We start from the raw sequence: 11,636 nt of genomic DNA, 5'->3' as shown, positions 1-11,636 counted from the left end.
GATTCCGGGTGAGCGGGGTGCGTTGTCTTGCCAATGTCATGCAAGGGCCGTGCCAGATTACGTCCGGGCAACGGCACAGGGCGGGAAACCGAACCGGTTCAGGCGATGTCCCGAATGGCGCTGAGCGGGGCGCGGGGCCAGACGTGGCGCGGCTGTCCTTCGGCGCTACGTCCGTTTTGATATACTCCGCGCATGATAGCGAAAATCAATCCAGGCCGGGCACTAGAGGTCGCCCGGGAGGTGTTGCGCACTGAAGCCGACGCCATCGAACGCGTGTCCGCGCACCTCGACGACAGCTTCTTCGAAGCGGTCTCGCTGCTGCTTGCCTGCCGCGGGCGTGTGGTCGTCACCGGGATGGGCAAGTCCGGCCACATCGGCCGCAAACTCGCCGCCACGTTCGCCAGCACCGGTACCCCCGCATTCTTCGTTCACCCTGCAGAAGCCAGCCACGGCGATTTGGGCATGATCACGGCCGACGACGTCGTCGTCGCCCTGTCCAATTCCGGCGAAACGGGTGAGCTGGTCAGCATCCTGCCGATGATCAAGCGCATCGGCGCGAAGCTCATCGCCATGACCGGCAACGCCGCATCGAGCCTTGGCCGTCTGTCCGACGTGCATCTCGACGCGCACGTCGAGAAGGAAGCCTGCCCGCTGGGCCTCGCGCCCACCGCCAGCACCACGGCTGCCCTCGCGCTCGGCGACGCGCTTGCCGTCACGCTGCTCGACGCACGCGGTTTCGGCGCAGAAGACTTCGCCCGCTCGCATCCGGGTGGCGCATTGGGCCGCCGGTTGCTGACCTTCGTGCGCGATGTCATGCGCACTGGCGACGCCGTGCCGCGCGTGCGCTCCGACGCCAATCTCTCCGACGCCCTGATCGAGATGACCGCCAAGGGTCTCGGCATGACCGCCATCGTAGATGCCGACGATCGCGTCGTTGGTATCTTTACGGACGGCGACTTGCGTCGTTTGTTCAAGCGTACACTCGATTTCACCTCGCTGAAGCTGGCCGACGTGATGAAGGCCGATCCACGCACCATCGACCCGGACAAGCTCGCCGCAGAAGCCGCCGAACTGATGGAACGCTTCGGCATCATGCAGTTGCTCGTGACGGAAAACGGCCGCCTGGTCGGCGCGCTGAACGTCCACGACCTGTTCGCCGCCAAGGTCGTGTGAGTTGTCTGCCCAGAGCCGTCCGCCAATGAGTCATCAGAGTCAAACGAATTCCCCTAATCCCTCCGGCATCGTCTCCTTCGACGCAGCGGCCGCCACGCTTCGCGCGGCGCGTCTGCGCGTCATGGTGTTCGACGTCGATGGCGTGCTGACCGACGGCGGTCTGCGCTATGGCCCGGTGGGTGAAGTCATCAAGACCTTCGATTCGCTCGATGGTCATGGTCTGAAGCTGTTGGGCGAAGCCGGCATCGTCACCGCCATCATCACGGGACGCCAGTCGGATATCGTCGCCAAGCGCGCGGCGGATCTGCGCGTCGCACACGTCTATCAGGGCGTGCACGACAAGCGCACCGCGTTCGAAGACCTGTGCGCCAAAGTGGGCGTGACGGCCGACGTCTGCGGGCATATCGGCGACGACTGGCCCGACCTGCCGGTGCTCACGCGCGTGGGCTTTGCCGCCTGCCCGGCCAATGCGCACATCGAAGTGAAGACACGCTGTCACTGGATCGCGAGCACGCGCGGCGGCGAAGGTGCCGCACGCGAGTTGTGCGACTTCATCTTGCGTGCGCAGGGACGTTACGACGCCCTGCTCGCCGAAGCCATTGCCTGACGCGCCGGGAGAGTCGATCCACCCATGGCCATCCAACGCGTCTCGCCCGCTTCGCTGATCGCGATTGCTGTCCTGGCAAGCCTCGCAGCCGGCACGTACTGGCTCGTGCAGCGCACGCTGCCGTCCGACGCTGACCGCGCGCCGTACGTGAAGCAGCACATTCCCGATTACTACGCCGACGACATGGTGATCTCCATGCTCGCGCCCAACGGGGTGACGCAGTACCGCGTCAACGCCGTTCACATGACGCACTTCGAAGACGACCAGACCACGGCCATGACGATGCCGGCCGTGCGCGCCTTCACGCCCGATCAGCCCGAAGTGACCGCGACGAGCAAGCGCGGTACGCTCAACGCCGATATGTCGATCGTCGATCTGTACGACGACGCGGTCGTGGTGCGTCAGCCGGGGCCGCGCGATCCGGAAATGCGCGCCCTGTCCGAGCACTTCCAGGTGCTCGTGAACGAAGACATCGTACGCACCGAACTGCCGGTTCAGCTGTTCCGCGGATCGTCCGTGATGTATGGCGACGGCATGATTTTCAATAACATCTCGCGCGCCGTACAATTGCTCGGCAATGTTCACGGCACGATCCAGCCGGCGGAACTGGGCGCCAAGCGTCCGACGCCGTCCGGCCAGACCGCAGCGCCTACGGCTCCACGCGCGCCATCTCAGACTCCACAGGGCTCCAAGACCCCATGACCGATCGCCTTTCACTGCGACCCGCCTCTGTATCGCTGCGTGCGCTTCGCGCGCTGGCCGCCGCCTTCGCCGTTCTCGGTGCGCTGGCCGCGCCGCTGGCCCACGCCGAACGCGCCGACCGCGACAAGCCGCTCAACATCGAGTCGGACCACATGAGCTATGACGACCTCAAGCAGGTCAACATCTTCACCGGCAACGTGACGATGACCAAGGGGACGATCCTCCTCAAGGCCGATCGCGTCGAAGTGACTCAGGATCCGGAGGGCTATCAGTACGCCACCGCTTACTACAAGCCGGGCGGCCCGCTCGCGTACATGCGTCAGAAGCGCGACGGCATGGACGAGTACATCGACGGCTGGGGCCAGACCATCTATTACAACGGCAAGACCGAAGTCGCCACGCTCACCACGCAAGCCACGCTCAAGCGTCTGGCCGGCGGCACGAAGGTGCTCGACGAGATTCACGGCAGCGTGATCACGTACGACACCTACAATGAGGTCTACACCGCCAACAGCGGGGCCGATCAGGTCAACCCCAACAATCCGAACGGCCGCGTACGCGCCACGCTCGCACCGCGCAATGCCACGGGCGCCCAAGCACAGGCCCCGGGCGCGGCCAGCAAGCCGGCCGCGGCGCCCAAGGGCGACCTGCCGCCGCTGTCGCCTTCCAAGAACATCGGGAATCCGCGTGAGTAATTCTGCCAATAGCAACGCCTCGACCATCAACCCGGGCGCCGGCCCGGTGGGCAAGCCCAGCGCGCTCGTCGTGCGCTCGCTCAAGAAGCAGTACGGCGCGCGTACCGTCGTCAAGGATGTATCGCTCGACGTGAAGAGCGGCGAGGTCGTGGGTCTGCTCGGCCCGAACGGCGCGGGCAAGACGACGTCGTTCTACATGATCGTGGGTCTGGTGCCCGCCGACGACGGCGAAATCCAGCTCGACGGCAACCTCATCAGCGAACTGCCGATCCACGAGCGCGCCCGCATGGGTGTGTCGTATCTGCCGCAGGAAGCGTCGGTATTCCGCAAGCTCACGGTCGAAGACAACATTCGCGCCGTGCTCGAATTGCAGGTCGATGCGCAGGGCAAGCCCCTCAAGCGCGACGAAATCGAACGCCGCATCGAAGCCCTGCTCGATGAGCTTCAGGTGGGCCATCTGCGCGAGAATCCGGCGATGTCGCTCTCGGGCGGTGAGCGTCGTCGCGTGGAAATCGCGCGCGCCCTGGCTACGCAGCCGCGCTTTATTTTGCTCGACGAACCGTTCGCGGGCGTCGACCCGATCGCCGTGCTGGAAATTCAGCGGATCGTGCGCTTTCTCAAGGACCGAGGCATCGGTGTCCTGATTACCGACCACAACGTGCGCGAGACGCTGGGTATCTGCGATCACGCGTACATCATCAGCGAAGGCTCGGTGCTCGCCGCCGGCACGCCTGACCAGATCGTCGCCGACGAAAGCGTCCGCCGCGTCTATCTGGGCGAAAATTTCCGGATGTAAAGCAGATTTTTCGCATGTAAACCCTGCCTCCGATAGGAGTCAGGGACGGTTCCGTTGGCGTGACAAAGCCTCTACAATGAAGGCGAGACCGCTATGAAACCGACTCTTCAACTCCGCACCTCGCAGCACCTGACCCTCACGCCGCAGTTGCAGCAATCGATCCGATTGTTGCAACTGTCGACGCTCGAACTTCAACAGGAAGTCGAGCACGCCCTCACCCAGAACCCGATGCTCGAGCGCGAGGACGATTGGCTCGCCGGTTCGGTGCGTGTGGGCACGGACGGGTCGCTGCGCAACGAGCGGAGTTCGTCGTCGAGCAGTTCGAACGACAGCGGTCCCGAGGCCGCCAACGGCCACGACGACGCGCGCGAACTCGACGGCGAGACCCGCTTCGACGACAACGCGTCGGATAACGGCAGCGACTGGAGCCTGAACGACTTCGCCCGCTCCGGCAGCGCATCGGACGACGACGACAATGCGCGTCCGCAACTGCACGTCGACCATCCCAACCTCCGCGAACATCTGCTGGCCCAGCTGCGCCTGACCAAGGCCGCGCCGCGCGACCGCGCGTTGGTGGAGTTCCTGATCGAATCGCTGGACGAAGACGGCTACCTCGGCAGCCTGCTCGACGAAATTCAGGCCGAAATGCCCGAAGAGCTGGCGCTCGAAACGGAAGAAATCAACGCGGCACTGGCGCTGCTGCAAAGCTTCGACCCCGCGGGCGTGGGCGCTCGCAGCCCGGCCGAGTGCCTGCGTCTACAGCTCCAGCGACTGCCCGCAAGCGGTGTGCGCACGCTCTCGCTGCGCATCGTCACCGATCACCTGGAACTGCTGGCCGCGCGCGATTACACGCGTCTGCGCCGTCTGCTGGGTGTCGGCGAAGACGGCCTGCGCGCCGCACATCAACTGATTCGCTCGCTGGATCCCTTCCCGGGCGCGGCGTACGGCTCACCTCAGGCCGACTATGTCGTGCCGGACGTGCTGGTACGCAAGCAGGGTAGCGGGTGGACGGCGGAGCTGAATCCGGAAGTGATGCCGCGCCTGCGCATCAACGAGATGTATGCGCGCATTCTCCGAAATAACCGGAACGATCCGGGAACCGGCAACCTCCAACAGCAGTTGCAGGAAGCACGCTGGCTGATCAAGAACATCCAGCAACGCTTCGACACGATCCTGCGGGTGGCGCAGGCCATTGTCGAGCGTCAAAAGAACTTCTTCACGCATGGCGAAATCGGCATGCGGCCCTTGGTTTTACGCGAGATTGCTGATACGCTGGGTTTACATGAATCCACGATTTCACGGGTGACGACGAGTAAGTACATGCTCACTCCATTTGGAACCTTCGAGCTCAAGTACTTCTTCGGATCGCACGTGGCAACGGAAGCCGGAGGCGCTGCGTCATCGACCGCTATCCGCGCACTCATCAAGCAACTGATAGGAGCAGAAGACCCGCAGAGCCCCCTTTCCGATAGCCGTATCGCGGAACTGCTGGCAGAGCAAGGTTTTGTGGTGGCGCGGCGTACTGTCGCGAAGTACCGCGAGGCCATGCGAATCCCCGCAGTGAACTTGCGCAAATCTTTGTAGGACAGTCCTGGTGCGCCATGTTGGCCGCTGGGGCATCACGCCGCAGTGCGACATTGCGTCACGTCAATGGCTCGCACCCTCGCTAGCCAGCGTCAACGTTGACGCGGCCTGCACTTCGGCATTTCAGCAAGGAGAGCAGCTATGAATCTGAAGATCAGTGGACACCATCTCGAACTCACGCCCTCGCTGCGCGAATTTGTCGTCAACAAGCTTAACCGCGTGTTGAATCATTTCGATCAGCTAATCGGTGCCGAGGTGATCCTCTCTGTCGACAAGACCAAGGAGAAGAGCGGACGCCAGATCGCCAGCGTCACGGTGTTTCTCAAGGGCAAGGAAATTTTCGTCGAAAAGTGTGACGAGAATATGTATGCCGCCATCGACAAGCTGATCGACATGCTCGACCGCAAGGTAATGCAGTACAAGGACAAGGTTCAGGATCACGGTCGCGAGGCCATCAAGCACCACGAACTTCCCCCTGAGGCGGAACCGCTGCAATAGCATCGTTCAGGCGTGGTAATCGCATTGGCTGATACTGACGAAAACCCGCAAGGAACCACCCGAGCGCAGATCCGTCTGTTGTAAGTCTGGCATCACCCACCGCGGGGCCGTTGAACGGCCCCTTTTGTATGGTTCGCCCCACTTCCGTGACTTGCCGCGAGCGCGGCGGCGAGTGGTCTATAATGCGAGGTCAATCGGGGGTTGGAGGGCGACTAAACGTTCGCCCGCATTACAAGATGAACCGTTTAGCCAAACTCATACTCGAGTCCAACATCCTGCTTGGACTGTCCGTTACCAGCAAGAAGCGCCTGTTCGAACAGGTCGGCCTCCTCTTCGAGAACAATGCCGGGCTTTCTCGCGCAGTGGTAACCGACAATCTGTTCGCCCGTGAGCGTCTCGGCTCGACGGGTCTTGGCGAAGGCGTGGCGATTCCGCATGGACGCATCAAGGGCCTGAAGGTCCCGGCCGCCGCGTTCATCCGCCTGGAAGAAGCCATTCCGTTCGAAGCCCCCGACGGTCAGCCCGTCTCCCTCCTGTTCGTGTTGCTCGTGCCCGAGCAGGCGACGCAGCAGCATCTCGAAATCCTGTCCGAAATTGCTCAGTTGCTCTCGGACCCCGAGATGCGCAGTATCCTGATCAATGCGCCCAGCGCCAAGGATGTGCATACCGCGCTGACGAACTGGAAGCCCTGAGTCGTCCCGAGTCGTCTGCCCACAGGTACGAATCGCCGCGAACACACACGAATTCCGTAGCTCCCATACCCAACCGAACGAGGCGACGCGGTGGAACTGACCGGCATCAACGCGCAAAGCATTTTCGACGACAACGCCGCGACGTTGCGTCTGTCGTGGCTCACGGGCCATGAAGGTTGGGAGCGCGGCTTCACGCCGGAAAGCGTGGCCACGGCGACTTCCAGCGCCGACCTCGTAGGCCACCTGAACCTCATCCACCCAAACCGGATTCAGGTGCTCGGCGAAGCCGAGCTGCGCTACTACCAGCGTCTCACGGACGAAAACCGCAAGCGCCACATGGGCGAAGTCATCGCGCTGGAACCGCCGTTCCTCGTGGTGGCCGACGGCCTCGAAGCGCCGCCCGATCTGGTGCTGCGCTGTACGCGCTCTTCCACCCCGCTGTTCACCACGCCGCTGTCGACCGCCTCGGTCATCGACAGCCTGCGTCTGTACATTTCTCGTGTTTTCGCACCGCGTTGCACGATGCACGGCGTTTTCATCGACATTCTGGGCATGGGCGTGCTGCTCACCGGCGACTCCGGCCTCGGCAAGAGCGAACTCGGTCTGGAGCTGATCAGCCGTGGGCACGGCCTGGTGGCCGACGATGCAGTCGATTTCGTGCGCCTCGGGCCTGATTTCGTCGAAGGCCGCTGCCCGCCGCTGCTGCAAAACCTGCTGGAAGTGCGGGGTCTCGGTCTGCTCGACATCAAGACGATCTTCGGTGAGACGGCCGTGCGCCGGAAGATGAAGCTCAAGCTGATCGTGCAACTGGTGCGCCGTCCCGATGGCGAATTCCAGCGTCTGCCGCTCGAAGCGCAGACGGTCGACGTGCTGGGCCTGCCGATCAACAAGGTGATTCTGCAAGTGGCCGCCGGGCGAAACCTCGCCGTGCTGGTCGAAGCGGCCGTGCGAAACACGATTCTGCAACTGCGCGGGATCGATACGCTCAAGGACTTCATGGAGCGTCAGCGCCAGGCCATGCAGGACCCGGACGGCATGCAGGGCAAATTGCTCTGAGCGTGCGCCGTCGGTGAATCAGCGGCCTGAAAGCGCTGAAACCGCCGAAACCTTCCGGGTATACCGCTACTTTTGCGTTTTTCTGTCAACGCCGCGCGATTGCGGCGCGTTTTCTAACATGTTGTAATCGCAACGCGGTTCATCCCCGTGCCCGTGCGTCACGACCTTTTGGAGAGACGATCATGAAAAAAGCACTCGCTGCACTGCTTCTGGTATCCCCGCTGCTCGCATCGCCCGTGTTCGCTCAAACGGCCGCCGCCCCGGCATCTGCCCCCAAGGCGACCAACTCCCAACAAGACAAGATGAAGGCTTGCAACTCGCAAGCGACCGGCAAGAAGGGTGACGACCGCAAGGCCTTCATGAAGCAGTGTCTGTCCGCCGGCGGGGCCGCACCGGCCGCCAAGCAGACGCAGCAGGAAAAGATGAAGACCTGCAATACGCAAGCCAGCGGCAAGAAGGGCGACGATCGCAAAGCGTTCATGAAGTCGTGCCTCTCGAACGCGCCGGCAGCCTAAGTTTTACGCCCAGCGTTGACCCGACGGCGCCCCATGCGGGCGCCGTTTTCGCTTGCGGATCGGGATTCTCGAAAACGCAGCGAAAGCAGCAGAAGCGCCCGCGTTTTTGCGCACGCGACACCCGTACGACACAATCGCTTACCATGATGGTTGTATTCGGGAAATGTCATGAAGATCGTACTGATTACCGGCGTATCCGGCTCGGGCAAATCGCTCGCCCTGAACGTCCTCGAGGATGCGGGTTACTACTGCGTCGACAATCTGCCGTCGCGCTTTCTGCCTGAACTCGCCGTCTACCTCGGAACACAGCATTACACGCGCCTCGCGGTCGCCATCGACGCGCGCAGCGGCGGCTCGCTCGCCGAACTGCCGCCGATCATTGGCGGCCTGCGCCGTTTCGGCCACGACGTGCGTGTGCTGTTTCTCAATGCGACCACGCAAACGCTGGTGCAGCGCTTCTCGGAGACGCGCCGCCGTCACCCGCTTTCTGCCGCCAGCGACGACACGCTCTCGGCCACCGGCTCGCTCGTCGAAGCCATCGAGAAAGAGCGCGAGATGCTCAGCAGCGTCACCGAGCTAGGTCACCAGATCGACACCAGCAATCTGCGCGCGAGTGCCTTGCGCCGCTGGATTCGCGAATTCGTCCAGCACGATCAGACCGGCCTCACGCTGATGTTCGAATCGTTCGGATTCAAGCATGGCGTGCCGCTCGACGCCGACCTCGTCTTCGATGTCCGCTCTCTGCCCAATCCGTACTACGACATGCAATTGCGCCCGCTGACCGGACGCGATCAGCCCGTGATCGATTTCCTGTCCGCCATTCCCGAAGTGGACGAGATGATCAACGACATCGGCGCGTATCTGGAAAAGTGGTTGCCGAGCTTCATGCGCGACAACCGCAGCTATCTGACGGTCGCCATCGGATGTACGGGCGGACAGCATCGCTCCGTGTTCATCTCCGAGACGCTCGGCGCGCGCTTTCGCGACGAAGCGAGCGTGCTCGTGCGTCACCGCGAACTCGCCCCCATCGACACGAAGTAAAGGGTCGCCGGCGCGCTCAGGCCGGCAGCGACAACTGACCGTCGCTCACACCGTGCAGCGACAGCGCGTCCGCGATCTTGCGAATCGGTGACGGCAACCCGGCGGCCGCGACACCCTCCCCATCCAGCCATGCACGGTTGGCTTCGTTGATCGATGCCGTCGCTGTTGCCGACGTCGCCGATGACGCGGACAACGTCACCATCCACGGTCGCAAATGCAGTTTGAAGTGCGTGAAGACGTGCGTGAGGCCATGCAGCGGCATGAGCGACTGCACCGCACCGACCTTCGCGCCCAGCGCGGCCGCATGCCCTGTCAGACGCTCGCGCAGTAACGCGTCGTCGGCGTCGCGCGCATCGGTCGGCGGCGTGAGTTCCGGCAGGCTCCACAGCCCCCCCCAGATACCGCTATCGGGACGTCGCTCGAACAACACGCGATCACCTGCGCGGATGACCAGCACGTCGACATAACGCTCCGGCTGCGCCTTTTTCGGTTTGGAGGTCGGCAAGGTCCGCTCGCGTCCCGTCGCATGGGCGACGCAATCGCTGTCGAACGGGCACTCGCCGCAACGCGGCTTGCCGCGCGCACACAGCGTGGCCCCGAGGTCCATCATCCCCTGCGTGTAGGCCGGCAAGTCGCTTTGCGGCAACAGCGATTCCGCCAGCGTCCACATCTCACGCTCGATCTTCGGCGTGCCCGGAAAGCCTTCGATACCGAACACGCGCGCGAGCACCCGTTTGACGTTGCCATCGAGGATGGCGGCGTGTGCGTCGTACGCAAACGCGGCAATGGCCGCCGCAGTGGAACGGCCGATGCCCGGTAGCGTGGCGAGCGTTTCAGGATCTGAGGGAAAACGTCCGCCATGGGTCTCGACGACGACCTGTGCGCAGCGATGCAGGTTGCGCGCGCGCGAGTAGTAGCCAAGGCCGCTCCAGAGCGCCATCACGTCGTCCTGCGGCGCGCTCGCCAGCGCAGCGACATCGGGGAAGCGCTCGAGAAACCGGCCGTAATACGGAATCACCGTGGCGACCTGCGTCTGTTGAAGCATGATCTCCGACAGCCAGATGCGGTAGGCGTCGCGCGTGTTCTGCCACGGCAGATCGTGACGGCCGTGCTCGGCCTGCCAGGCGATCAGGCGCTGCGCGAAAGTGTCCGCGAGCGTGCCTGCGGTGATGTCGTTGGGGGCGTCTTTCATAGCGTTTTCGGGGGAAGCTTTGTGTGCTGCGTTCGAGCGTAGATGAGGATGCCCTTCGTCAAACCAATGTCCAAGCCATCTCCATCCGACATCGACTCAACCTGCGGTGAACACATGCGTTATTTCTGACATTTCGGGCAGAAGAAGGTCGAGCGCTGTCCCTGCACGATCTGCCGGATCGTCGTGCCACACGCGCGACACGGTTGGCCCGCGCGATCGTAGACGAAATACTCCTGCTGGAAATAGCCGCTCTGGCCGTCGCTGCCGACGAAGTCTCGCAACGTGCTACCGCCCTTCTCGATGGCTGCGGCAAGCACCGTCTTGACGGCTTGCGCGAGCTTCTCGGCACGCGGGCGCGACAGCTTGCCCGCCGCCATGCGGGGATGGATGCCTGCGCGAAACAGGCTCTCCGAAGCGTAGATGTTGCCCACCCCCACGACGATGCTGCCCGCGAGCAGCGCCTGTTTGATGGAGACGGTGCGTCCGCGCGTGCCCGCGTAAAGCCATGTGCCGTCGAAGTCGTCGGTCAACGGCTCGACGCCGAGACTGGCGAGCAGCGGATGCAGCAGAACATCGCCCGACGCACGTGGATGGAAGAGGACTGCCCCGAAGCGGCGCGGGTCGCGATAGCGCAGCGCACATCGTTCGAAGACGAGATCGATGTGGTCGTGAATGCCGGCACTCGGCAGCGACTGCGGTTCCGGCATGACGCGCAACGTCCCGGTCATGCCCAGATGCACGAGCAACCAGCCGGGCGCGTATTCGAGCAGCAGGTACTTGCCGCGACGGGTGACACCGATGAGCGTTTCGCCGCGCAGGAGGGCGTCGAGCCCGTCGGGCACCGGCCAGCGCAACGACCCGTTGCGCACATCGATGCGCGCGATACGCGTGCCGGCGACGTGCGGCGCGATACCGCGGCGGGTGACTTCGACTTCTGGGAGTTCAGGCATGCCTGCGAACGTTTGCTGAGGATTTAGACTCTATTGTATCGGGCGCGCTACAATCGCTCGAAACCTGCCGTGGATCCCTATGCCGAACACCCGATTCCAGTCCATTCCCGCCGCTGACCGTACTGCGGAAACCGT

Annotated in this window: 13 protein-coding genes; 11 read left to right on the top strand and 2 right to left on the bottom strand. The window is 63.3% G+C overall.

What is annotated here, in order from left to right; genetic code table 11:
• The first annotated feature begins 192 nt into the window (after positions 1-192).
• From PAQ31011_RS08560 to rapZ, 11 genes are all read left to right on the top strand, one after another.
• Positions 193-1,173: a KpsF/GutQ family sugar-phosphate isomerase gene (locus tag PAQ31011_RS08560; protein WP_039395525.1), complete on the top strand. Its 981-nt coding sequence runs from the start codon at positions 193-195 to the stop codon at positions 1,171-1,173.
• A 25-nt stretch (positions 1,174-1,198) separates the two neighbouring features.
• Positions 1,199-1,780, top strand: a complete 582-nt coding sequence (locus tag PAQ31011_RS08555; RefSeq protein WP_150575393.1) for a KdsC family phosphatase — start codon at positions 1,199-1,201, stop codon at positions 1,778-1,780.
• A gap of 24 nt (positions 1,781-1,804) precedes the next feature.
• Positions 1,805-2,482 (top strand): LPS export ABC transporter periplasmic protein LptC, encoded by a 678-nt coding sequence (lptC, locus tag PAQ31011_RS08550; RefSeq protein ID WP_150575392.1) that lies wholly within the window; start codon positions 1,805-1,807, stop codon positions 2,480-2,482.
• Positions 2,479-3,177 (top strand): lipopolysaccharide transport periplasmic protein LptA, encoded by a 699-nt coding sequence (gene lptA, locus PAQ31011_RS08545; RefSeq protein WP_150575391.1) that lies wholly within the window; start codon positions 2,479-2,481, stop codon positions 3,175-3,177. Before lptC ends, lptA begins: the two co-directional genes overlap by 4 nt.
• Positions 3,178-3,202: 25 nt before the next feature.
• On the top strand, positions 3,203-3,973 hold the full coding sequence (gene lptB / locus PAQ31011_RS08540; RefSeq protein ID WP_046293335.1) for an LPS export ABC transporter ATP-binding protein: 771 nt from the start codon (positions 3,203-3,205) through the stop codon (positions 3,971-3,973).
• 93 nt (positions 3,974-4,066) lie between these two features.
• A complete protein-coding gene (locus tag PAQ31011_RS08535) occupies positions 4,067-5,557 on the top strand; it encodes an RNA polymerase factor sigma-54 (protein ID WP_150575390.1) in 1,491 nt (496 codons plus the stop codon).
• A gap of 141 nt (positions 5,558-5,698) precedes the next feature.
• The gene (gene hpf / locus PAQ31011_RS08530; RefSeq protein ID WP_039395515.1) at positions 5,699-6,055 is read left to right on the top strand and encodes a ribosome hibernation-promoting factor, HPF/YfiA family; all 357 of its coding nucleotides are present in this window, start codon (positions 5,699-5,701) and stop codon (positions 6,053-6,055) included.
• Between the two features lie 236 nt (positions 6,056-6,291).
• Complete coding sequence (ptsN, locus tag PAQ31011_RS08525) at positions 6,292-6,747, top strand: PTS IIA-like nitrogen regulatory protein PtsN (protein ID WP_150575389.1); 456 nt, start codon at positions 6,292-6,294, stop codon at positions 6,745-6,747.
• Positions 6,748-6,837: 90 nt separating this feature from the next.
• Entirely contained in the window at positions 6,838-7,803 is a 966-nt protein-coding gene (gene hprK, locus PAQ31011_RS08520) for an HPr(Ser) kinase/phosphatase (RefSeq protein ID WP_039395509.1), read from the top strand.
• Between the two features lie 182 nt (positions 7,804-7,985).
• Complete coding sequence (locus tag PAQ31011_RS08515; RefSeq protein WP_150575388.1) at positions 7,986-8,318, top strand: PsiF family protein; 333 nt, start codon at positions 7,986-7,988, stop codon at positions 8,316-8,318.
• 168 nt (positions 8,319-8,486) lie between these two features.
• Positions 8,487-9,359 (top strand): RNase adapter RapZ, encoded by an 873-nt coding sequence (gene rapZ, locus PAQ31011_RS08510; RefSeq protein WP_150575387.1) that lies wholly within the window; start codon positions 8,487-8,489, stop codon positions 9,357-9,359.
• Between the two features lie 16 nt (positions 9,360-9,375).
• On the opposite strand, the gene mutY is transcribed toward rapZ, so the two are convergent.
• Together mutY and mutM are read right to left on the bottom strand one after the other, a co-directional pair.
• Positions 9,376-10,551 (bottom strand): A/G-specific adenine glycosylase, encoded by a 1,176-nt coding sequence (mutY, locus tag PAQ31011_RS08505; RefSeq protein WP_150575386.1) that lies wholly within the window; start codon positions 10,549-10,551, stop codon positions 9,376-9,378.
• A gap of 119 nt (positions 10,552-10,670) precedes the next feature.
• Positions 10,671-11,501: a bifunctional DNA-formamidopyrimidine glycosylase/DNA-(apurinic or apyrimidinic site) lyase gene (gene mutM, locus PAQ31011_RS08500; protein WP_150575385.1), complete on the bottom strand. Its 831-nt coding sequence runs from the start codon at positions 11,499-11,501 to the stop codon at positions 10,671-10,673.
• Between the last annotated feature and the right edge of the window lie 135 nt (positions 11,502-11,636).

This window comes from Pandoraea aquatica, assembly GCF_902459565.1.
Classification (GTDB): Bacteria; Pseudomonadota; Gammaproteobacteria; order Burkholderiales; family Burkholderiaceae; genus Pandoraea; species Pandoraea aquatica.
Note: the sequence above shows the minus strand (reverse complement) of the source record. Positions and strands in the feature narration are given on the sequence as shown.

What these genes read in the sequence shown, in the direction of transcription:
- PAQ31011_RS08560 (WP_039395525.1), top strand. Translation starts at nt 193, where the DNA reads ATGATAGCGAAAATCAATCCAGGCCGGGCACTAGAGGTCGCCCGGGAG.
- PAQ31011_RS08555 (WP_150575393.1), top strand. Translation starts at nt 1,199, where the DNA reads ATGAGTCATCAGAGTCAAACGAATTCCCCTAATCCCTCCGGCATCGTC.
- lptC (WP_150575392.1), top strand. Translation starts at nt 1,805, where the DNA reads ATGGCCATCCAACGCGTCTCGCCCGCTTCGCTGATCGCGATTGCTGTC.
- lptA (WP_150575391.1), top strand. Translation starts at nt 2,479, where the DNA reads ATGACCGATCGCCTTTCACTGCGACCCGCCTCTGTATCGCTGCGTGCG.
- PAQ31011_RS08535 (WP_150575390.1), top strand. Translation starts at nt 4,067, where the DNA reads ATGAAACCGACTCTTCAACTCCGCACCTCGCAGCACCTGACCCTCACG.
- hpf (WP_039395515.1), top strand. Translation starts at nt 5,699, where the DNA reads ATGAATCTGAAGATCAGTGGACACCATCTCGAACTCACGCCCTCGCTG.
- ptsN (WP_150575389.1), top strand. Translation starts at nt 6,292, where the DNA reads ATGAACCGTTTAGCCAAACTCATACTCGAGTCCAACATCCTGCTTGGA.
- PAQ31011_RS08515 (WP_150575388.1), top strand. Translation starts at nt 7,986, where the DNA reads ATGAAAAAAGCACTCGCTGCACTGCTTCTGGTATCCCCGCTGCTCGCA.
- rapZ (WP_150575387.1), top strand. Translation starts at nt 8,487, where the DNA reads ATGAAGATCGTACTGATTACCGGCGTATCCGGCTCGGGCAAATCGCTC.
- mutY (WP_150575386.1), bottom strand. Translation starts at nt 10,551, where the DNA reads ATGAAAGACGCCCCCAACGACATCACCGCAGGCACGCTCGCGGACACT.
- mutM (WP_150575385.1), bottom strand. Translation starts at nt 11,501, where the DNA reads ATGCCTGAACTCCCAGAAGTCGAAGTCACCCGCCGCGGTATCGCGCCG.